This window comes from Robertmurraya sp. DFI.2.37, assembly GCF_029211245.1.
GTDB lineage: Bacteria > Bacillota > Bacilli > Bacillales > Cytobacillaceae > Robertmurraya > Robertmurraya methanolica_A.
In genome coordinates this window covers 53688-76701 of sequence record NZ_JARGEJ010000019.1, presented here as the reverse complement: position 1 = coordinate 76701, position 23014 = coordinate 53688, and the positions used below count along the sequence as shown (strand labels likewise).

Genomic DNA, 23014 nt, shown 5'->3' with positions numbered 1-23014 from the left:
CCAGAAATGGCCTAGTAGATGAGATTAAGAAGAGGTCAAAATACCTCAAAATAGGGAAAAACTTAAGAAAATCATTAAAAGGGGTTCGGAATGTGACCATTCCGAACCCCTTTTGTCGACAAACTGAGCTGAGGTATCTACCTCAGCTTTTTTTATTTGTTAACAACTCATTGAAATCCTGCCGTTAGGTATCTTCATTGCTGATAAATTAATCACATTGAGGAGAGTAAATACATGAATAAAAATACTTTTGAAAAATTACAATTCAACGAATTAAAAGAGATCGTAAAAAATTATTGCATTAGTGGATTAGGCAAACAACTAATTGATAAATTACTGCCTAGCTCTAACTTAAAAATTGTCAAGCAGCGCTTAACCGAAACATCTGAAGCACGGGTTATTCTTGATGCAGGAGGAAACGTACCATTTATAGGTGTTTTTAACATTGAACACATTATCGCAAAATTAGAAAAAGGCATCATTTTAGATCCAGCAGAGCTTTTAAGTATTTCCGACTTTTTACGAGGATGCCGAAAAATTAAACATTTCATGGCCAATAAAGAATTTTCTGCACCTACATTAGCGTCCTATGCTAATTCCATGACAGAATTCATGGAGATTGAGGAGGAAATTAATTTATCGATAAAAAACAATCAGGTTGACTCGTCCGCCAGCAAAGAACTTAAACGTATTCGAGGCCATATCACAACTACTGAACAAAAAATAAAAGATCGTTTAAATAAATTCTTAAATAGCAGCGTAAATAGAAAATATATTCAGGAATTCATGATTTGTATAAAAGATGACCGTTATACAATACCTATAAAAGCCTCATACAAAAATCAAGTACTGGGAACCGTTATTGAAATATCTTCTAAAGGTTCGACAGTCTTTATGGAACTTAATGTGGTCGGAAAATTAAGTGGTGAATTAGCAACTTTAAAATCTGAAGAGGCTATGTTGGAATATCAAATACTAGCCACTTTAACGGGGCTAGTGACAGAAAATCTCCAGCTTATTAAAATTAATATCGAGCTTATCTCCCTTTACGATATGACTTTTGCCAAAGCTAAATACAGCAAGCATGTTGATGGAATTGAGCCAAAAATCAATAATTTTGGAAAGATGAACTTAATCAATTGCAAGCATCCATTATTATCAGGTCATGTTGTTCCCCTTCAATTTCAGATTGGAGGCAGTTATCGAAGCTTGATCATTACTGGACCTAATGCAGGAGGAAAAACAATTGTACTGAAGACAATTGGTCTTGTTACTTTAGCTACTATGTCCGGGTTCCATATTACAGCTTCAAAAGAAACGGAAATTGCAGTATTTGACCATATTTTTGTAGATATCGGTGACAATCAGAGTTTAGAAAATGCACTAAGTACATTCTCTTCACATATGAAAAACATATCAGAGATACTTCAATCGGTTAACAACAATACACTTTTACTATTTGATGAGATTGGCAGTGGAACAGAACCAAACGAAGGGGCAGCTTTAGCAATCTCCCTATTAGAAGAGTTTTATCTAAAAGGATGTATGACTGTTGCCACAACGCATTATGGAGAAATAAAACGTTTTTCCGAAATGCATAGTGATTTTATGAACGCTGCCATGCAATTTGATAATGAAACATTGGAACCATTATATAAGCTTCTCATCGGAAAATCCGGAGATAGTAATGCATTATGGATCTCACGGAGAATGAACATTCCGGAAAATGTTCTAAAAAGAGCCGAAGATTATATGAAAAAGAAAGAATATCGATTGGAACAACTAACTGAAAGCAAAATCAGAAAGCCAAATATAATTGTTGAAAAAGCAGAGAATATTATCAATTACCAAAAAGGGGATCGTGTCAAACTACTTGACTATGACGACTTCGGAATTGTGTACAAAGAAAGGGACAAGTACTATAACGTTACTGTGTTTTATCAAAATCAATTTATTGAGATAAATGAAAAACGACTGTCTTTAGAATTAAAAGCTACAGAATTATATCCAGAGGGCTATGATTTAGACACTTTATTCATTGATTATAAAACCAGAAAACTAAATCATGATATTGAACGAGGTTCAAAGAAAGCACTTCGTAAAATTCATAGAGAAATACGAAAAGATAAGTAAATAAAAAGAAAGGCATAACAGAGGATTTATTTTTAAAGGATGTACACGTTAGAAGTCGACATGGTACCTAGCTCGTAAACATGCCGGCAAACAAAAAGAGCCCTTTTATATAGAAAGGCTCAATTATTAAAAGCTCTTATTACGTTTATTGGGCATTTAATCCATGAATTGTAATAGCTTTTTGTATCTAAAAAAGCCCTTCAACAACCCAATGGGTGTCTATTGAAGGGCTTTCTGATTATGGATCTTATCTTACTAAAGCACCCGTTAGTGAAAACTGGAAATATGTTTTAGTGATATGTAAATTCTATCGTTTTACATGTTCTTTCAGCAGTAGCTCTTCCCATAATTTTTTCTACAAGATACAGTGCCATATTTATCCCTGAGGAGACACCACCTGAAGAAATGATGTTTCCATCATGTACAACCTTTATATCTGATAACACTTGAATTTTTGGATATTTATCTTTTAATAGTTTTAAAGCTAAATGATGGGTTGTTGCATTCTTTCCATCTAGTAAACCTGTTTCTCCCAAAATATAGGCTCCTGTACATACTGTACATATGTAATCAATGTTTTCATGTTTAATTATCCAATCTATTATCTTGGAATTTTTAACGATAGATTGTACTGCCCTCAACGGGCCACCTGGAATAATTAAGATATCTAATTCGGGACTATTATCAATACTGTAATCGGGTTTAACTTTTATCCCAGAATGTGTTTTTATCTCTACTTCTGTTTCCGCAATTGTATACACTTCAAAAGGTCTCGTAGGTAATAACTCCTTTTTATATAAGCTTAGCGCTTGTTCAACTTTATTATTAGCCGTAAGTGCCAACACTTCAGCAGGACCAGAAAAGTCTAAAATGTCTACATAATCATATAGTAAAATCCCAACTTTTCGTTTTCTCATTTTGAATCTTCCTTTAGGAGATATATTTTTGGTGTTATAGTGCACAGTAGAAATAAGCTATTCATTCTCCCGTGATAACGATTATATCACTTACTAATAGTATCTACTACTAATTTACAGAAAAATTAAATTTATCATTCTACCGATCTGCACATTTTATATCTGAAGTTCCGTAATAAGACAGCCTTAATTATAATAGACCCTTTTCTGGTTAAAGTACCATTTTGTTTTTTGTTAAACTTTTTTTATTGAAATTTTATCATCGAAAGTAAGCTATTCGACGATCTGGTTAGAATAAAGAAATACTCTATTAAGCAACTTGTTTTAATAACTGGTTGCTCCATTAAACGATTGCACCCGTTACTTGAATAACTTATACCAATACAAAGTGGTTCCTATATTTGGATTATAGGACTGTTTCATTGTGTCAACTCCACCTAGGATGAATCCTTGTTTCACATAAAATCTGCATGCTCCAAGATTATCATCTTGAGCCTCTAGAGACATTCCGATAAGCTTTCTTTGTTTTGCCCACTCTTCCGCTTTAGTTAAGAGCAACTTCCCGATTCCATATCCTCTAAATTCTTTTTTGGTCGCGATATTTTCAATATAACAGAAGCGATTCCAATCTTTAATGATTCTAATTTGCCCAATGCAATGATTATTCTTATAGGCTAAAAAAAGAGCCTTATCTTCCCGGTTTATATATTGGCTCCAATCGAGTTTATCATCTGGGAAACGAATTTCTTTCGTTTCATCGAATAGATTCTCTTCAAAAGACCATTTTCCTGATTGAAAACTGGGTACAACCTTACCAAACACTTTAAAATCATCATTTGTTTTATTGAGGTCATCAATTAATTCATTTTTTAATGGAGTAATTATGATTTCCTCTGCCATATTCATTTTGACCCCTTCCCAAACCGAAAAAGAATTTTACTAACACAAACCTAAACCCAACCCTATTCGTTAATACAATTAGCAATCGCTTGACGATTATTTTAAATATACATTTTTGTATTGAGTAATTATTTAATACATTGGCTCTGTTAAATGTCGGTGTTGAGTTTTGGCTCATTTTAACAACAATTCTATTTAACAAGGCCAATACATTAAATAGCCAAACTGCCATAGCGCCATAAACCATTACGTTCCTGTATAGAATCATTTTGTATAGTTATGTCTAATAAAAAACAAATGAAGAAAAATGAGTTATTTTCTTCATTTGCTTTTTTAGATCGGAACTTTCAGACAGTTCGTTCTAAACTATTTCCCGTCCTAGCTCAATTTCTTGCGTAATTGCTCAGCTGCTGTCAAGGCAGCATTATCATGTAAGATCTCTCCTGGTTTACTTCCCTTTCCTAAAATATAACCATCCAATTTCCCACCAAAATAACCCATTATATGCTGAAACGAAAGAACTAGGGGTAAACCTTTCATATGTGGTTCATCACCACCCACGGCAATCAGGAAAGCTTTCTTGCTTCCCATTTCTTGACGGAACTGGGGGAACTCAGAATCTCTCAACGTTTCAGTCCAGCGATCGACAAAATTCTTCATAAGACCAGACATCGTGTACCAATAAATCGGAGTGGCAAAAATCAGAACATCATGTGCCATGACCCGTTTAATAACACTATTATAGTCATCTCCTAGATCTTGAAAGCCCCTTTCAGAATGACGTTGATCGTCGATTGGAAGAATATGATAATCACGCAAATAAAATTTCTCACTCTGCAATCCTTCAATCACATATTCAGTTAGTTGCTCTGTATTTCCGTTCTGCCGTGCACCACCGTAAATCACCGCTATCGACATATGATCCGTCCTTTCATGTTGAGCATAAATTTGTAAAAAATATCTAATATCATTGTAACAAGTTCTTATCAGAAAGGAAAAAAAACGACTTTCTTTGCTGACGGCTAAATAGATAAACAAAATCATCCACAACTCAACGCTTTCAATGTTCAATGATTTTTCAATTTTTTATATGCTAATGGGGTCATATGCATCCATTTACGAAATTTTTCAATGAAATAACTTGTGCTGTTAAATCCCACCTGATATGCCACGTCAGTAACATTAGAATCCGGTTGCTGCAGTAGAATTAAACTTTTTTGAATCCGATAATCACTCACATAAGTTAACGGCGTTGTATTTAACATTCGTTTGAAATAACGGCAACATTCGGAACGGCTTATCTTTCCTGCTTCGGCGATATCATCTAAAAGAATCTTTTCATCATAGTGAAGATGAATCCAATTTAGCATCTGCTTTATTCGTTGATTCTTTCGCATTTCTTTCTGTTCGTATTCTAATGGAATTCCATTCATAATGAGATTTTTCCAAATGAATGCAAGCTGCGTACATATGTCGATCTCAAAGAATGGCGGGTAGCTTTTTATTATTTGATTGATCTTCAAAATGGAAGTCAATATATTATTGGCCCAAAGCTGAGTTGGAAGCAAGTGTAAAAATGGGATATTAGTAGCTTCGACATATGGTGCGACGAGAGTTGTATAAAGTTCTTGGGATAAAACGAAATTAGGAGCGACATTTAAACAAATATAGGTGCAGCCAGAATTATTCTCCTCTCTTGCCATATGGACACAACCACTATTAATAAAGAGACCTTCTCCTTTTTCAACCTTGATATTTATCTCATTAATTTGAAAAATGGCTTCCCCTTTGACAAGGTAAACAAATTGAAACTCATTATGCCAATGTAGCGGTATATATCCATGGATATTATCGTGAATCGTAGTTTCATAGCATGCCAGTGGTAATTCACGCATTCGATGCTCCGTTAATTCTTTTAAAGTGCCATCGATCTTAAAATTCTTAATTTGCATCGCATAACCTCAATATATTTATATTTTTACATTCGATTTTTGTATTTTTTTAAGGGTTTAAAGCTTATTATTGAGTATATTGTAGCACTATTTTTATATTGAAGGTGGAGAAAAAAATGAATAGATGGCAGGGAATATTACTTGTCATAACAGGCGCAATATTTTGGGGAATCGGTGGTACAGTTTCGCAAAAGCTTTTTCAACAATATCAAATTGAAGTAAATTGGCTCGTAACGACCCGATTGCTGATAGCAGGATTATTGCTTTTATTTATTCAATTTTTTAGTAAAGGACGGTCGCAAATTTTTGCTGTATGGAAAAACAGAAAAATAGCGATTCAATTAGTGATCTTCGGTTTACTTGGCATGCTTGCAGTCCAATATACATATATGGCTTCCATAAAACACGGAAATGCGGCAGTAGCAACTCTCTTACAATATTTAGCACCGGTTATGATCATCATCTACTTAATTGTTCGCAAACAAACCGTGTTAACACGGAGAGATTTTCTGACTGTTTCCCTCGCATTAATCGGAACCTTTTTCTTATTAACAAATGGCACCCTTTCGCAATTATCTGTACCGTTGCCAGCGATTGTCTGGGGAATATTATCTGGAGTCGCTCTTGCATTCTATACCTTATATGCAGCATCGCTCCTCAAACAATTTGATTCACTCGTCATTGTTGGGTGGGCGATGATTATCGGCAGTTTTGCCTTGAGTTTTATCCACCCCCCTTGGCGGATCGATCTATTGAACTTACCTGTTGAGGCCTATGTGTACTTGTTCTTTGTAATCCTATTTGGTACCATGCTTGCCTTTTGGTTTTATATCGAAAGCCTCAAAAGTCTGTCTCCTAAAGAGACGAGCCTTTTAGGCAGCGTTGAGCCATTAGCTGCTGTTATCACTACGGTGTTTTGGCTTAAAGAACCTTTTGGAACTTTCCAATGGGGTGGTACAGCATGCATTATTGGAATGATCATCTTATTATCCTTGAAAGAAAACGGGACTGCCAATAAACAGACCCCCTCCGAAAAGCGAACCGCTTAAGGTCAGCTAATGCGGAATACCATTAGCACCTAAATAGCTGCAATATACTTCTATTTAGGTGCTAAAAGCTGTACTAGTTTAATCAGTCAGAGTTTTTCACAGCACCAATTTGATAACGACTGCTTTTCGCAGAGGATCTCGGAGAATTTCTAGTATGGCTCGTAGAAATATTGACTAAAATTCCCATTGAAATCATCAGCATAATTAACGAAGAACCTCCGTAACTAACAAAGGGCAAGGTAATTCCTGTAATTGGTAGCAATCCCGACACAGCTCCTAAATTAAAGAAGGCTTGAATCATCATTTGAAAGGTTAAGCCAATAGCTAGCAGCCTAGAAAAGGGATCCTCCGTTTTTAATCCGATCCGTAAACCGCGGTACATGATAACAAAATACGAAATCAAGACGACACAAAGGCCAATAAGTCCAAGCTCTTCAATAATTACCGCCATGATGAAATCTGTATGTGCTTCTGGAAGATAGCCGAATTTTTGCACACTATTACCTATCCCGGTTCCACTTATTCCACCGTTGGCAATGGCAAAATAGGAATTAATCAATTGATACCCATCACCGGAGGCATCAGCAAAAGGATTTCGAAACGAGAGCAGCCGCTTTAAGCGATAGGTCTCACTGAAAGCAAAATAACCAACACCCAAAACCGCAATGCCACCTAAAAATAAAAGATGGATAAATCGAACTCCTGAACAGACGATAATCACTCCACAGGCAAGAAGAAGTGACGTAGCGGTGCCTAAATCTGGCTGTAGTAGAATCAACATACAAACGAAAGCTAAAATCAGCAATGGCGGCAATACACCCTTACGAAAATCAGTAATATACCTCTGTTTCTTTGCATAAATAGCAGCAAAATACAGAATCATCCCAAGCTTCACCACTTCTGACGGTTGAAACATAAAAGAACCGATTCTCACCCATCTTTGAGAGTAATTTCTTTCGACTCCAACACTGGGAATTAACACCATGACTAGGAGCATGAGCGAAGCAACCACAAAGAGCGGGCTAAGGTTTTTATAAACCTGATGCGGAATAAAAGCCAGCACCGCAAACAAGGTAATGCCAATAGCGAAAGATTTAAGCTGTCTCGAAAAAAAATATCTCTCATCGCCATAATTCTCCAGCGCTAACGGATAACTAGCACTATAAACCATGACTAAACCAAAGAGGCACATTATGATTGTGGTGATAATCAAAATATAATCGAACTTTTTAAGCGTTCTAAAAATCATGCCATCACCTACAGAACCGCATCTATTTTTTACTAAACATGTAATGCTTTGACCTTTTATGCACGCTTAACACCAGCCCAAGACCGATCATATTCGTGAGAAGGGCACTTCCCCCATAACTGATAAACGGCAATGCCAGTCCGGTTATCGGCATCAACCCTATTGTCATGGAGATATTTTGGAATACCTGAAAGGCAATTAAACCAATAATACCCGCAATAATATAGACAGCAAATAATGTATTAGCACGTAAAGCAATATGAACCATTCGAAAGATTAGCAGCAAATATAAACAAATTAAAATTGAGGCACCGACGAATCCAAACTCCTCCCCTATAACAGCAAAAATAAAATCGGTATGAACCTCCGGTATCCTGCCACTTTGGACTTGGCTACCCTGATTAAACCCTGAACCTGTTATTTGCCCTGAACCAATCCCAAGCATAGATTGAGTCAACTGATAACCATAGCTCGACGAAAAATTCTCCAGGCTTAACCAGCCGTATATTCTTTCAAGTTGATGCGGTTTAATGATTTTAATGAAAATATCAAAGAAATGATTATGCAGGTAAACTAAACAAGTAATTAAAGCGGCAAATCCAGATAATAACAGGAGCATTATTTTATAGGAAATAGCGGAGACACCAATTAATGTAAATAGTACAGCAGCAATTACTAGCGCAGAACCTAAATCAGGCTGAATTAAAATGAGAAAAAAGGGGACGATCGTGAAAGAGAGTAACTTCAAAGTTATTGGAATGCTTTGCATAAACGTTAAACTTTTTTCCCCCACTCTGCTTAAATAATAAGCTAGCAAAAGGACTAAAAAGAGCTTCATAAACTCTGACGGCTGAAGTTCAAAGAAACCGAAGCTTATCCAGCGTTGCGAACCATTTTTTAATGTTCCAAAAAAATGAACTAACAGCAATAACCCTAATCCGACCGCATATAATGGGAGAGCCCATTTCTCTAACAACTCGTAATCAAAGTGCATTACTACTGTCATCGCAATAAAACCAATAATATACCAAACCACTTGCCTCTTGACGTAATAAAATGGGTCATCTACCTGGTATTGGCCTGAAGCACTATAAACAACAACCAAACTAAAAATAAATAGTCCGAATAAAATAAATAATAGTTGTGAATCAATTTGTGGCTCTTTTCGTTCCATACTCTCTCCTTTCGATCTTGCTATTGTCTATGAAAATCTTAATCTATCATTCGCTATTTTTTTAATATTGTTAATACAACCTGGACTGCGATCGCATCATCCAAATAGCCAATTGGAAATAAATAATCTGGAATGCAGTCTAAAGTCAAAATAAAATACAGTAAGGCTCCACCAATCCATGAAAGTTCTTTCACCGACCCTTTTTTTAAACGAAATTGTTCATAAAAGTCTTTTAGGTGGTTAATCGCTGGCCCGATGCTATCGACCTTTTTAAGCTTTTCCGTGAACATGCGCACAATCGTGTCTTCTCCCTCTTTTGTTTGCGCAAATTGCTCATATTTTGCTAGTTCCCGTTCAATCTCCTCTACCGTTAAACTTTTTTTCGACACTTGATTGCCTTCAAAAAATGGCAGCATTGTTTCCAATGTCAATTGATAGTCCCTTAACATTTTGTTGTCCTTTTTCTCAACTGCATATCCAGCAGCTGAAAGGAATCTTTGTAATGGCACTTCAAAACTCTCTGCGAATCTTTGTAAATGTGTTAAATTCGCCTTTCTTTTCCCATTCATTATTTTCGAAATCGTCGCTTTATCAATTTTTGTTGACTCACTCAATTTTCGCAGCGACCATGAACGTTCTTCCATCATCTCTTTTAAAAGCTGGCAAAGTCCATTATTATCTCTATCTACCTTAACCATAATCTAATATTCCCTTCTTCTTTCTTTGTTTCAATATATCTTCGTGTTGACACTTTGTCAACATTTGTCGCATTTTGTCAACAATAACTCGTATAGAACTAGAGTTATCCCGTTACTTACAAGAATTAAGACTTAAGAATCCACTAAAATAGCGTTATTGGCAATTGATTGCAGAACGAACGATCGGATGATACTATTGGAGGTTATGTAATCGGAAAAATTTGGGCCGATATTGGAATTGTCAATCATAGCTTGGAGGAAACATTGCTACTACGATTACAAAAGAATCTCTCGAGGAACTAGACATGTCGCTTTTGGATTATTCGGTAGTGGGGGCAGCTATGTAGGTATAGTACAGAATAAATATTTAAATGCTACTTGTAAAAGTAAAAACCATTGCAGAGTTGATGATTCATTTAAATACATTGCTTCAGTAGCATATGCAACTACTAACGCAAAAAATTAAGCATGGTGGTGGTGGAAATGTATTAGGCGTTGCTGCAGCTGCTTTAAGTAGTTAGGTTTAGCAAAAATAATTCCTTCATATTCATGTGTATTGCAAAATAAGTGTAGAGCTTTGCAATTATAAAATGCAAAGTCCTGTACTTTATTTATTAAACATAAATATGAAGACTTACTTCTTATTTTTTAGTATAAATAACTTAATAATACCGGCAGCAATACTAGCAAAATGGAGAAAATTGATAATAAAGTGAATGATGATTTTGATAACTTTTTATTGTTCTTTGACTTATACCATCCGCTGAATTGTAATTTATTTCTATAAAGAATAAAAATAACTATAAGAATTGAAACGCCTCCAATCCATCCATATTTTTCCGTTTCTATATTGAATGATGAATAAAAACTACTAAGTACAAGGCCCAATAAAGTACCTAAAAAGGCCATAATGAATATAATACGAATTATTTCTAGTAATGACTTCTTCATTTATATCTACCCCTTTTATTCCAATTTAATGACAATGATTTTAAGGGAATTTCTTGTAAATTTCACTTTATATTAACATATTGTGCGAGGTCTCAATTAAAACTATTTATCCATTTAGGACAATTAAACTTTTATTCATAATTAATTCAAATATATTTTGGCAATAAATAAGACCCTAAACTATTATTAACCCAAACAAACGAGCATGATAATACATACAAAAATGAAAAAAACTACAAGAGACTCATCTCAAGATGTTATATTGAGTAGGAGAGTACAGAAAATTAATGTTAGGAGAATAAAAAGTGCTAAAAACGTTATCAATAATTGGTGGCAAAATAATTGATCAGAAGATAACATGGGGACTTGGCGGCTCACTCTTACTAAGTTTTTATAATCTAGAGGACAATCCAAATGATATTGATATTTTGGTAGAGGAAAACAGCACATATAAATTGAATCAAATGTTATCAACTATCGGACAGCGTAAGGAAGCGGTGAGTACCGACCCCTTTCGGACAACCTCATTCTCCAAATATCTCATTGAAAATATGGATGTTGATGTAATGGGAGGATTTGCGATTCAACATCACGAGGGCATCTATAAAATGGCTTTCAATAGTCTTTCAATTGTTGATAGCAAAACTATAAATGGAGTAAGTATCCCGCTCTGCTCATTAGAAGATTGGTATATTTTATATTGGTTGATCCCTAATAAGCAGAATAAAGCACTGCTAATTGAAGAGTTTCTAAAAAATTCAGGGGTTAAACATCCTCAAATTTTGAAACAAGCCTTAAAGCAACCATTGCCGTTTGAAATTAAAGAACGAGTAAAGGCACTTTTAAAGGCATCAGTGCTTTAAGCCCTCTTACTACTAAAACAACTGGTTAACCGTAGATATTACATCTTTAAACTCATAATAAATTGCTCACCAATCGGACCGATTTTCCTTCTACCCGTATCTTGAAAACCGACTTTACGATACATTTGCTGAGCAGCTATATTTTTGTGATTAACAGCAAGAACAATTTCGTTACAGCTCGGGAAATCCTTGTTAACAAACTCTTTTAATAGTGACATCGCACCTTTTCCATAGCCTTTTCCTTGGTCAACAAAGTTGATGGACAACGCAGTCAGCAGCATAGCATGTGGATTCTCTGAAAATTCCTTTACCCTATTTGTAGTATGTAATAAAAAGAAGCCAACGGGTTTTTGATTTTCAAGAACGACAATTCGATGCTGTCCATCTGTTATTTCCTGATAATGATTTGGCAAAGATGTAAACTGAGCTTGCTCTTCAGGTAGTTCAAAAGCATTCAACGCTTCCAAATGTTCATGTGAATAATGTTTTAATGTGAGCGTATTAATTTTATCCATATATAAATCTCCTTTTTTTCAAACATTATGATGTCTGTGTTGATTTTTAGCTCATCTTCTCTCTGGTTCCATGAAACGATGGAGAAAATCTCGTTTGCCCCTACTGTTTCATGGAATCGTAGACCATTCAGCAAATTTTGAAAGGCACTTGAAACGAAAGTGTCAAACAAACAACCGTATTGTTTAACACAGCCTATTGTTAAACAGAGAGTTCCAAGCTTAAAGCTTCCCTATTCCTATATTAAACTAAACATCCATCATTTCGTAAGGGCAATAATGGGGCAGCTCCGATTGGAACTCCTTTACATTTACAATCTCGTTGACGATATTAAATTCCACTAATGAAACCCCATCAAAATCGCTAACATTTCCGTTATACTCACACTTAAAATACCATTCAACAGCAGTCAGATCGCCTTGATGAATAAATTGTTTTATATCCCATTGTAAAACAGAACCTTTTTTGTTCCAATCATGAAACCATTTCTTGATCATTTCTACGCCATGATATTCGGGGCCATAGCATTCACTGTACACGGCATCTATAGAAAATGTCTCATCCAGCTTTGAACTATCCTTGTTAATCCACGACTGAAAATAGTTTCTGATCACATTTTCCCTCGTCATCATAACTAATCCTCCTCTTTTTTATCGATACCATGTTCTTCTATCTTTATAGATGAAATTCCTCTTTCCCCAATCCGAAATAGAAGAATAAGGTTACTTTGTAGACATTTCTCCCTTGTATGATGACAAAAAAAGAAGGATAGCCCTTATATAAAGACTATCCTTCCCTTTCAAGCTGATTTAAGTACTTGTACACATTAGGAGTCAGGTTTGTAGAGCTCCTTTAAAATATTCAATGCCTTCTTTTGCCGACTTTCATTTTGCTCCGACATCAATAAGACCGTTTCCCGAATCACTTCATTTTTGAAAACCTGTTGCAATTCCTCGTCAAATAAAGCTGATACATTGACCTCTAATGCCTCGGCTATTTTCTCTAGCGTATGTAATTGTACATTCGTTTCCCCGCGCTCCAAACGACCTACATAACTTCCTGTTGAATCAATTGCTTCGGCTAGTTGCTCTTGTGTCATTTTACGTAGCTTTCGCAACTCACGTATTCTAAAACCAAGTAACTTTGCAGTTGATACATCATCATTATACATCATAAAACACCTTCACTTTAACCAAATTTTAGACAATCATGAGAAGTCTGTGCAGGCATTTTTAGTGACAATATTACTATTTCTATTCTTACAAGGACTATTTTTGTATTATAATAAAGACAAAAGGGAAAATCTTTATACCTTAGCAAAATGATCTGTTTAAATGTCGCCATTATGAGCATGTTATGACCAAGAAAGGAATTTACCAACCATGGATCAGAAAAAGTTACTAGAAGAATTTGAAATGCTTAGAAAAGAAATGAATAAGCTTGGACGAATATTTGGATTAGACCATTCGAAAGTACTAGAATTAAGCAGAAAAATTGATAGAATACATAATGAATTATCCAAAATTCAAAAGAATAAGTAACTATTTTTAAGAAATACGTGAGCCCACTTAAAAAAATCTAAGCACACGCTTTTCGAATAAAGCATCATTCAAGTCGTTTCTTCTATTTCTTAAACAGAGAGTTAATATTCAGAATATTAATGATTATTCTCCGCTATTAAAACCCTCCCTCACCATCAACACCATCAATTTGAATACAAAAAATAAAAAAACTGTCATCTATAGGGAACAAAATCAGGTTTATTTTTCCTGAGCTTTTTTGATTGACTTTATGAATGAAAAGGAGATTCAATATAAAAGTACCCTATTTATGATAAAGAAATTTAAAAACTGTGTAAGGCACATAGACGAAATTTCTAGTGAACATAAACAAGCCTCTCTAATCTATGCAAAGGAGAAAGAGGATTTCCTCTATCTAGTATATGTTTGCTTTTTTCCAAATTATAATATTGTGTAAGGAGGCAGTCCTTATTGGAAACTTTGATTTTGCAAATGATGGAGGCTTTTAAAGATCTATCGTATTTTGGCATTATGCTTGCGTTAACATTTGAATTTGTACCCGCTGAACTCGTCCTACCGTTGGCTGGTTATTGGGTGTACGAAGGTAATATAAATTTATTTGGAGCCATTTTTGCTGGTTCAGTCGGTGGTGTACTTGGTCCGCTTACTTTATATGCATTAGGCCGTTACGGGGGCCGAGTAGCTATATTGAAATTCGGGAAATACTTTCTCCTAAAAGAAGAGCATTTGGATAAGTCAGAGCAATTTTTCGAAAAGCATGGTGGAAGTGTAGCTTTTTTAGGACGTTTTGTTCCAGGTGTTCGAACAGCTATTTCCATTCCGTGTGGAATCGCGAGAATGAACGTGTGGAAATTTATTTTTTATACTTACTTAGCCATGCTCCCAGTTACAGCAATTTATGTTTATTTAGGCTACAGTCTTGGGCCTCAATGGGAAAAGGCTGGTGAATTATTTGGACAATATGCTAACTATTTGTTAATACCCATTGCTTTATTCATCATATGGGTGATTGTAAAAAAAAGAAAAGTTGTCACACAATAACTGAGCTTCACCCTGTCATAAAAGACAGAGGAAGAATACAAAAATTAAAAACGGCTTTAGCGTCCTATTTCAAGGGACTAAAGCCGTTTAGACATTTTTGGATGCCCTCACCACTGCAGCTACAAAAATTCCTTATATTCATAACATATTTCCCCATTGATAAATGGAAACATAAAATTTTACTCTCAAGAACCATCCATATCAATCATCATTCTGATAAGCTGTTATGTTTGTCCACAGAAAATCTCCCTCGAAGGAAATTAGTTTTGATCCATCTTCCTAAAAGGGAGCTATTCAATTGCGTCAATCTCTACTCTAAATTCTCACTTCTTTTTATTATTTGTTAAATGGTTGTTGCCAACATTTCATTCCCATCTAATTCATCCCGTATTTCCCCAACAATTTCAGATAAAATATCTTCCATCGTAACAAGACCAATACAAACACCTTTCTCATCCGTCACAATAGCCATGTGTGTACGGGTTTGCTGCATCTTAAGAAAAACATCCTTAATCGAAATTGATTGCTTAAACCGCGGAATCTCGTGGATGAAATCATCAATCTTACCATTCCTTCCAGCGGCAATACTTGTAAGCATTTCCTTTGTATTGATAAATCCTATAAAATCCTCTGCTTTATTACTTAAATCATTTACTGGATAACGTGTATAATCATATTTATCAATCACTTCAATCATTTCATCTAAAGATTGATGCTTCTCAATTGTAATCATGTCAGCCTTAGGAATCATAATATCCTTTAGCTGTCTTTCATCAAATGCAAAAATATTTTTTAAATAAGCAAGCTCTGTTTGATTGATTTCTCCACCTTCATAGCTCTGAGCAACAATCAGCTTTAACTCTTCCTCAGAATGAACCGAATCATGGCCTGACGGCTTCACACCGAATAATTTAAGAAGCTGTCTGGCAGAGCCATTTAGGAGCCGAATGACTGGTCCCATCACTCGTCCAAACCAATAAAGTGGTGGCGCCAATAATAGCGTCATTTTTTCTGCGTATTGGATGGCTAATGTTTTGGGAGCAAGCTCACCAATCACAACGTGTAGAAGTGAAACTATAGATAATGCAATGAAATATGAAAGCATCGTAGCAACAGTTACTGGGACCTGAAACTCTTCAAACAAAGGTTGTAATATTTTTTGTACAGTTGGTTCACCTAAAGCACCCAGTACAAGAGCTGTAATAGTAATTCCCAACTGACAAGCAGATAAGTAATAATCCAGTTCCTTTGCTACTTTCTTTGCTAACTTTGCCTTCTTATTTCCTTCAGAAATCAATTGATCAATTCTAGACATTCTAACCTTTAAAATAGCGAATTCCGCGCCAACAAAGAATGCTGTTAGCAGGATGAATAGTGCAATCAAAAACAAATTTACTATTATCAATTCGTCCAATTATTTCCCTCTCCCCGAGGGATTCACCTCCAAGATGCTTCCGATAATGGTAGAGAAGCTTCCTTCTCTTTGACTATTTCTTGTTCATTATTCAGGTGAAAAATAACCTGTTTTATTTGATAATTATCCACTTGATCGACTGTCCAAACATTGCGACCTTGTACGATTTCATCACCTTTTTCTACAACATCAAGATTTTTCAATTGAATCCAACCGGCAATTGTATCAAGATCTTCACTGTCTTCAAATTCCAAACCAAATTTTTCTTCAAGCTCAGAAAGGAGTACACGGCCATTGATGATATACATATTTTCACCAGCCATACGAATATCGGCTACCTCATCTCCATCAAATTCATCCCGTATTTCACCAACAAGCTCTTCTAAAACATCCTCTAGTGTAATAATACCAGCTGTTCCACCATATTCATCCATGACAACAGTCATATGAACCTGAGCCTGTTGCATTTTTAAAAAGATGTCCTGAATACTTGTTGCCTCAACTACATGTGGTACATCAAGAATGAATTCTTCAAGTTTGTTTTTTCGACCAGCAACGATATGACTCAACATTTTTTTAGCATTGACAATTCCAATAATCCGATCCTTATCGCCGTTTTCAACAACTGGGTAGCGCGTATAGTTATGCTCATCTAAAATTTTAATAATTTCTTCGTAGCTCATATCTTTATCAATCGAAACAAGATCTGTTCTCGGTACCATAATATCTTTTGCAACACGCTCATCAAAAGAGAAAACATTCTCTATATACTTCAGCTCGGTCTGGTCAATTTCCCCACCATGGAAGCTTTGAGCCATAATAATTTTAAGTTCTTCTTCCGAATAAGCCTGCTCATGTGCTGCTGCTGGAACACCAACCATGCGTAGGAGTACTCGAGATGTACCATTCAAAATTTGAATAAATGGATACATAACCTTTCCAAACCAATATAGTGGACCCGCTAAAAGCAGCGTTGCTTTCTCAGAAAACTCAATCGCAAGTGTTTTTGGTGCCATTTCTCCTATTACAACGTGAAGATATGTGACTACAGCAAGTGACACCCCATATGAAATGACTGAAGCGATTCCATCAGATACATTTAACCAGTCAAACACAGGATACAGCAAATGTTTAACAAACGGCTTACTAAAAGCACCTAATCCTAACGCTGTAACCGTTATCCCCAGCTGACAGGCAGATAAATAATAATCAAGATCAGTGACAACCTTCTTTGCTACTACAGCTTTCTTGTTCCCTTCTGCTATCAATTGATCAATCCTTGACATTCGGATTTTCACAACGGCAAATTCAACAGCAACAAAGAATGCCGTCAACGCAAGTAAAATTATCAATAAAAAAATGTTTGAAATCGTGTATATGTCCAATTATTTCCCTCTCCCTGAGGGATTCACCTCCAAAAATAATAAAAACAAACTCAATTGTCTTTTGGCATCAAATCATTACCTCTTCATAAAGATAAAAAAATGGAACACTCCGTCAAACCATATTAATATGGCTTTAGCTAAGAAATAAAAGCAATGTTTGAATTAGAGACAAGCTCTCACGAGAAATTTTCTTCTTAATTTCCCCATATTTTTTTTTATCTGTTTTTTCAAGATGAGTAAGAATGCCAGAAACTTCCTTTTCCAAATCCTTCATCTTCAATCTTAACTCTAATATATCAACTTCCTGTGAGTAAGTTTCAATAATTTCTTGTTTAATTTCCTCTAAAGATAACCCTTCCTTTTTCCGCTTTTCAATAAAATGGACTCGGTCAATGGATGAATGGTTATAATATCGATAATTAGAAGGGGAACGTTCCGCTTCTAATAATCCAAGATGTGTATAATAATCAATTGTCCTCTTTGTAACATTTGTTTTTTCAGCTAATTCACCAATTCTTAATTTCTCAGCCCCAAAATAATTCCTCCTAAACTAAAACGTTATAGTTTTATTATATTAAATAAGACCTTCATTAACAAGCTTTTTACTCCACTTTCATTTTTCGGTGTATTCCGTTAAAGGAGTAAATTAAAACAAGATAAAATTTGCTAAAAACTGCATCCTGCTTTATAAGTTACTTAATTTTTTCAAAAAACTGCCATTCAGCTTTTTCTTAAGCAATAAAAAAATGGGGCTGTCCAAAAAGTCAGGTAACTGACCTTTGACAGCCCTTTATTTTTTAGTAGATGGTTAAATGGAGTTGTTGATTTCCACTCCAGGCACTTCGCTTTCCGCGGGCGGTACGGGGAGCCTCCTCGGCGCTAAGCGCCTGTGGGGTCTCCCCTGCCCCGTCATCCCGCAGGAGTCTTCGTGCCTTCCGTTCCAATCAACCTATATTTAATCTTTTTTTGGCTTATAAATCCATTTAATTATAAAAAAGTACACAAAAAAAATCGCCCTATTTAGTAAAATGTAAGTGACCAAACCAACATTTTAGAAAGGACGATTTTTTATGTGTAATCCAAAGACTACTATTTCAAATTATAACACTCAAATGACTCTTCTTCCAGAGGTTGATGAGAAATCACCTCCTAAAAGACAGTTAGCTCCTACATTCAAACCCTATGACAACCATCAAATTCAAACCATCTTTGATATCGAATCACTAATCCCTGAAAATCATGTTGCACGAGTAGTAGATGAAATGGTCGAAGCAGTTCCAAATGAACAATTATTCTCTCATTCCGCAGGTTTTCTCTACGGGGTCTTGATAAGGTCCATGTGGAGTTTGGAATTGTGGCATTAGCCCACAATATACTGAAAGTAGCTGGCATCCGCCAGCTACTTTCAGGGAATGATCCATATAATACAAAAGCAAGTGGAGAAAAACGAGCTGCTTTTCTCCACTTGCTTTATTTTAGGGACTTATCGGACAGCCCCTCGTATCATACCTATTAATAATGCTTCTCACAAATCAACTAATGATTATTGTTGCGAATCAACATCTCTCTATTTGTCACAAGCGGGGGTTGTTCCATCCACTCCCTCTCGACGACAATATCAAATGTTTCTTTGGCGTAAAGCATGACCTCAGCAATAATTTTACTATATTGAGCTGTAAGGTCTGTTCTCATTGTTACTGACATCGCATGTGAAATTAAGCTAATATCTACGGAATTTAAAATATTAATCATTGAAAAAATGAGCTTGTCTGAGAATGGTGACAAAGTGGAATCGGTCACTTCCATACTTACAGTCACCGTTCCAAGAAGCTCTTCTTGCATAAGCAACTGATTGAAAAATGAGATTTGTTTTTCACTAACATCTTTTCCCTTGAGAATATGTTTTTTCAAATGTTTGTCTTTTACTACTTGAGCAAAACCAAGCATGATGAGAACGGAAAAGTAATTACGCTCAATATTAAAGAATATTTCAGATAGTTCAATGGCATTTAAAGGGCGCTTATCTCCCATAATGCCCGAAAGAAAGGACTCCTTTTTCACAAACTCAATTTCTTTCGGGTAGTTCATTTTAGGTGGCCGATCATAAATACCTTTCGACAGCATCATCTTAACCGCTTTACCAAACAGTTCTGTTGATGTATGTATACACTCCGTAAAAAAGTCAAGGACATCGAGGCGCACATTGTTTGAAGCAGTATAACTAAAATTAATCATTCCTAACCGATTCATCATATAAACATAGCTTAAGACGAAGATATCATGAAATAATGGAGGTGCAGCCAAATTCAAATCTCCCTCTGAAAAAGCGGCGGGTATCGGGAAATTTTCTGCAAGGAAGATTTCTTTTATTTTTTCTAAGCGAGTTTGTGAAACTTGTAATGCTTCTTTTGCTAACGGAATAATCTCCTCATCTTGAAGATGATGCAAAAAATAGGTAAGAAAACAAGAACTCATGCTTTCTTGAAAATAAACACCCCAGAGACCACCGATTTCCGTACAAGATAATTCAATATTTGCTTGTTTTTCCGATTCCAAGTTCAATTGCCCTCCTAAATTTTCTTAAATGTAGTATGACATAAACATTTAAGATTAATTCTTTATGATCAATAAAACAGCTGCGCTTAATCACCTAAGTTTTTTCATTTTTTCACTAAGTTGCATCTGTGAAGGATAAACTTTACACAAACAGGAAAATACTACCGATATAGAAGTTTATTGGAGGAAGGGCATGAATAATTTCCAAAATACCAATAAAGCTAGACGCTACAAAGCTCATGTAAGTATTTTTGGAACTACACAAATCCATAAGAGAAACCCTTGGACGATCGCAATGTGGTCTGTTGCATTTTCCAGGATTTGGACACTTTCTCTTAAACAAATATTTTAGAGGCCTTTCTTTATTTGTTTGGGAAATTTATATTAACCAAACAACAAAGCTTAATCAAGCTATGGTTTATTCATTCACAGGAAACTTTGATGCTGCAAAAGAAATATTAGATTTAAAAATGGTTCTAATGTATATCCCTGTTTATCTTTTTGCCATATGGGACAGCTATCGCACTACTGTTGACCTGAATAATATTCATACCCTTGCGAAAAGAGAAGATGCTCCATTTAATTCATTCTCCATAGGCTCTTTTGAAATTAATTATTTGGATAAGCGAAATCCAATCATGGCGATTCTTTGGTCTCTTACCATTCCTAGTGTAGGTCAGCTTTATGCTCATAGAATTATCCTCGCTGGCTTTACACTCATCTGGACTGCAATCTTTATGTATAATTCACATTTCCTTGAAGCACTCATCTACTTAGTAAATGGAAATCTTAATAAATCAAATGCGGTCTTGGATGCACAATGGCTTTTATACTTACCTTCTTTTTACTTTTTTACGATTTTTGATTCCTATACGAGCACAGTTGAGAACAATAAATTGTTTGAAGAGGAGCAAAGGAAATATTTAAGGAGCCATTATCAAAATTTTAACTTTAGCTTAAAGAAAGAAAGCAAGGTGAATAATATGTTAATTTTGGCCACTTTTGAACATACTACCTATCTTGAATTAGCGATGACAGAATTAGAAGAGTATGGTGTCAAAAACATTTTAGCCGTTCCTTTAAACAACCGAACAGAGGAGCGAAAAATTTTCGATAATCTTCATCAATCTGATGGCGTTTCTCTCATATCAAAAGGAATGATCCTAGCTTTTCTCTTTTCAACAGTGGGGGCGAGTCGAGGGTTTGAAATGGAATGGGGACCTATTATATGGGGACTAATCGGTGCCGGTGGCGGATTTATAATCGGGTTCATCATTGATTTGTTTATGAAAAAGGTTATGAAAAGTAAACAGCGATTACTGAAAGGAAAAAATTCAGAAGTTGTACTCATCGTCGAGTGTGACCAACTTTTAAAGGAACGTGTAGAAAACACACTATGGAAGCAACTTGCCCTTGGAGTAGCAGAATTAAAACAAAATTAAACTTACTAGCGACAGGTGTTAGCCTGAAGAGAACTTGCAGATGGTTGTTCTTATAAGATGCTGCTCCATACTCTCATTTTGTTTATGTAAACTGAACACCTCTATAGCTTACTCCTTCTTAGTTCTAACACGGAGTAACAGATCCAGTAGCAGCATACAGAATGAGAAGTCGCTGTTTTCGGTACTGTTGATATACCAACTCGGTTTCTTTAAAAAAGCTTTTATTGTATACTACACTCTCTTTTGCACCAATACTTTTTCTCATGAAAAAATAGGGTTTTTCTGCTTAATTGCACAGCAATTTCTTTTTTATGAGAGAGCGCGTCCCAGATTAACCGGATTAACTTATTTGAATAATCCCTCGCTCGCATTTGGATTATCAGCATGGATAATGCAACGTCTCTTAAAAAAGCTTATCCATATATCCTCTTGGCTCCTCATTCCATATATCGCTTTCATTCGTAATGAGATCCAATAACTCGGTTAATGCTTTGAAAGCTTTCATACGAGCAATCAATTTTTGATCAATATATTTTAATGACTGGAGAGCCATTTCTTTTGCCCGTTTTATATGTTGATTTTCTGTTTCAGATAATACTTCCCTAACAATATCCAACGACCATGCCGCTCGAGAAACAGTCCGAATTATAAGGACACGCCTGACATCTTCCGGTGAATAGAGGCGATACCCGCTCTCATCATGACGAATAGGAGTAATCAATTCCTCCTTTTCCCAATGCCGAATTGCAGAAGGGGCGATACCGGCAATTTCTGCAACTTCCCCAATTGTATAGTATGCTTTTTTCTTGCGACTTCGCTCAAACCATTCTACTTCCTCAACTTCTAGCATCTCTACAACTTGTTCCGCTTGACGCCTTTCCTTTTGTAACACAGTTTGTGCCTCGTTAATTCTCCATAAAACTTGGATCGTCTCTCCATTTTGGAGCATTGGCATAACCTCTCGAACAAACTTCATCCCGAACCCAATATTCATCTTCACGATACATTGAAAATACGCTGCATGAATGTTTGAGTATTCCCGATAACCATTATTAGATCTAGGAACTTCCGGGACGAGGCCCCATTCTTCATAATGCTTTAATGTGCTAGTTGACACATGGCAAAGTCTTGCTATATCAATCCCTTTCATCTGCTACATCGACCTCCTATCCCTTATTATCCCCCGCTCATCCTTAAAGTACAACATTAAAGAACATGCTAAACTTTTTAAAATCC

At 35.6% G+C, this 23014-nt stretch carries 23 protein-coding genes; 7 read left to right on the top strand and 16 right to left on the bottom strand.

The window, feature by feature from the left end:
• Positions 1-234 precede the first annotated feature (234 nt).
• A complete protein-coding gene (locus PZE06_RS12420) occupies positions 235-2133 on the top strand; it encodes an endonuclease MutS2 (protein WP_150915856.1) in 1899 nt (632 codons plus the stop codon).
• Between the two features lie 290 nt (positions 2134-2423).
• Here PZE06_RS12420 and PZE06_RS12415 read toward each other — a convergent pair whose 3' ends face one another.
• From PZE06_RS12415 to PZE06_RS12400, 4 genes are all read right to left on the bottom strand, one after another.
• Positions 2424-3050, bottom strand: a complete 627-nt coding sequence (locus tag PZE06_RS12415) for a DJ-1/PfpI family protein (RefSeq protein WP_150915857.1) — start codon at positions 3048-3050, stop codon at positions 2424-2426.
• A 360-nt stretch (positions 3051-3410) separates the two neighbouring features.
• Positions 3411-3956 (bottom strand): GNAT family N-acetyltransferase, encoded by a 546-nt coding sequence (locus PZE06_RS12410; RefSeq protein ID WP_150915858.1) that lies wholly within the window; start codon positions 3954-3956, stop codon positions 3411-3413.
• A 372-nt stretch (positions 3957-4328) separates the two neighbouring features.
• Entirely contained in the window at positions 4329-4868 is a 540-nt protein-coding gene (locus PZE06_RS12405) for a flavodoxin family protein (RefSeq protein ID WP_150915859.1), read from the bottom strand.
• 149 nt (positions 4869-5017) lie between these two features.
• A complete protein-coding gene (locus tag PZE06_RS12400) occupies positions 5018-5896 on the bottom strand; it encodes a helix-turn-helix domain-containing protein (RefSeq protein ID WP_225315196.1) in 879 nt (292 codons plus the stop codon).
• 122 nt (positions 5897-6018) lie between these two features.
• Here PZE06_RS12400 and PZE06_RS12395 point away from each other — a divergent pair, with 122 nt between their 5' ends.
• Positions 6019-6951, top strand: a complete 933-nt coding sequence (locus tag PZE06_RS12395; RefSeq protein ID WP_150915861.1) for an EamA family transporter — start codon at positions 6019-6021, stop codon at positions 6949-6951.
• An 82-nt stretch (positions 6952-7033) separates the two neighbouring features.
• On the opposite strand, the gene ftsW is transcribed toward PZE06_RS12395, so the two are convergent.
• The 4 genes from ftsW to PZE06_RS12375 all read right to left on the bottom strand — a co-directional run bounded on the left by ftsW (position 7034) and on the right by PZE06_RS12375 (position 11023).
• Positions 7034-8200: a putative lipid II flippase FtsW gene (ftsW, locus tag PZE06_RS12390; protein WP_150915862.1), complete on the bottom strand. Its 1167-nt coding sequence runs from the start codon at positions 8198-8200 to the stop codon at positions 7034-7036.
• 22 nt (positions 8201-8222) lie between these two features.
• On the bottom strand, positions 8223-9374 hold the full coding sequence (gene rodA / locus PZE06_RS12385; protein WP_150915863.1) for a rod shape-determining protein RodA: 1152 nt from the start codon (positions 9372-9374) through the stop codon (positions 8223-8225).
• Between the two features lie 53 nt (positions 9375-9427).
• A complete protein-coding gene (locus PZE06_RS12380; protein WP_150915864.1) occupies positions 9428-10072 on the bottom strand; it encodes a DUF1232 domain-containing protein in 645 nt (214 codons plus the stop codon).
• A gap of 648 nt (positions 10073-10720) precedes the next feature.
• Positions 10721-11023, bottom strand: coding sequence for a hypothetical protein (locus tag PZE06_RS12375; protein WP_150915865.1), 303 nt, complete (start codon positions 11021-11023; stop codon positions 10721-10723).
• A gap of 305 nt (positions 11024-11328) precedes the next feature.
• On the opposite strand from PZE06_RS12375, the gene PZE06_RS12370 reads away from it, so the two are divergent.
• Positions 11329-11886 (top strand): nucleotidyltransferase family protein, encoded by a 558-nt coding sequence (locus PZE06_RS12370; RefSeq protein WP_150915866.1) that lies wholly within the window; start codon positions 11329-11331, stop codon positions 11884-11886.
• Between the two features lie 38 nt (positions 11887-11924).
• Here the strand turns inward: PZE06_RS12370 and PZE06_RS12365 are convergent, their stop codons facing one another.
• From PZE06_RS12365 to PZE06_RS12355, 3 genes are all read right to left on the bottom strand, one after another.
• A complete protein-coding gene (locus PZE06_RS12365) occupies positions 11925-12401 on the bottom strand; it encodes a GNAT family N-acetyltransferase (protein ID WP_150915867.1) in 477 nt (158 codons plus the stop codon).
• A gap of 246 nt (positions 12402-12647) precedes the next feature.
• Positions 12648-13031: a nuclear transport factor 2 family protein gene (locus PZE06_RS12360; protein WP_150915868.1), complete on the bottom strand. Its 384-nt coding sequence runs from the start codon at positions 13029-13031 to the stop codon at positions 12648-12650.
• Between the two features lie 194 nt (positions 13032-13225).
• Entirely contained in the window at positions 13226-13573 is a 348-nt protein-coding gene (locus tag PZE06_RS12355; RefSeq protein ID WP_306421200.1) for a helix-turn-helix domain-containing protein, read from the bottom strand.
• Between the two features lie 208 nt (positions 13574-13781).
• Between PZE06_RS12355 and PZE06_RS30100 the strand changes: the two genes are divergently transcribed.
• Positions 13782-13940: a Spo0E family sporulation regulatory protein-aspartic acid phosphatase gene (locus PZE06_RS30100; RefSeq protein WP_150915869.1), complete on the top strand. Its 159-nt coding sequence runs from the start codon at positions 13782-13784 to the stop codon at positions 13938-13940.
• Positions 13941-14390: 450 nt separating this feature from the next.
• Complete coding sequence (locus tag PZE06_RS12350; RefSeq protein ID WP_483314061.1) at positions 14391-14981, top strand: DedA family protein; 591 nt, start codon at positions 14391-14393, stop codon at positions 14979-14981.
• Between the two features lie 343 nt (positions 14982-15324).
• On the opposite strand, the gene PZE06_RS12345 is transcribed toward PZE06_RS12350, so the two are convergent.
• The 3 genes from PZE06_RS12345 to PZE06_RS12335 form a co-directional block, all read right to left on the bottom strand.
• Positions 15325-16395, bottom strand: coding sequence for a hemolysin family protein (locus tag PZE06_RS12345; protein ID WP_150915870.1), 1071 nt, complete (start codon positions 16393-16395; stop codon positions 15325-15327).
• A 23-nt stretch (positions 16396-16418) separates the two neighbouring features.
• Entirely contained in the window at positions 16419-17780 is a 1362-nt protein-coding gene (locus PZE06_RS12340) for a hemolysin family protein (RefSeq protein WP_150915871.1), read from the bottom strand.
• A 133-nt stretch (positions 17781-17913) separates the two neighbouring features.
• A complete protein-coding gene (locus PZE06_RS12335; protein WP_263641936.1) occupies positions 17914-18252 on the bottom strand; it encodes a MerR family transcriptional regulator in 339 nt (112 codons plus the stop codon).
• A gap of 598 nt (positions 18253-18850) precedes the next feature.
• Between PZE06_RS12335 and PZE06_RS12330 the strand changes: the two genes are divergently transcribed.
• Positions 18851-19144: a hypothetical protein gene (locus PZE06_RS12330; RefSeq protein WP_150915872.1), complete on the top strand. Its 294-nt coding sequence runs from the start codon at positions 18851-18853 to the stop codon at positions 19142-19144.
• Between the two features lie 172 nt (positions 19145-19316).
• On the opposite strand, the gene PZE06_RS12325 is transcribed toward PZE06_RS12330, so the two are convergent.
• The gene (locus tag PZE06_RS12325; protein WP_150915873.1) at positions 19317-20336 is read right to left on the bottom strand and encodes a DUF3231 family protein; all 1020 of its coding nucleotides are present in this window, start codon (positions 20334-20336) and stop codon (positions 19317-19319) included.
• Between the two features lie 305 nt (positions 20337-20641).
• Here PZE06_RS12325 and PZE06_RS29545 point away from each other — a divergent pair, with 305 nt between their 5' ends.
• Complete coding sequence (locus tag PZE06_RS29545) at positions 20642-21778, top strand: hypothetical protein (RefSeq protein WP_306421199.1); 1137 nt, start codon at positions 20642-20644, stop codon at positions 21776-21778.
• A gap of 403 nt (positions 21779-22181) precedes the next feature.
• On the opposite strand, the gene PZE06_RS12310 is transcribed toward PZE06_RS29545, so the two are convergent.
• Positions 22182-22928: a MerR family DNA-binding transcriptional regulator gene (locus tag PZE06_RS12310; protein ID WP_150915874.1), complete on the bottom strand. Its 747-nt coding sequence runs from the start codon at positions 22926-22928 to the stop codon at positions 22182-22184.
• Positions 22929-23014 lie beyond the last annotated feature (86 nt).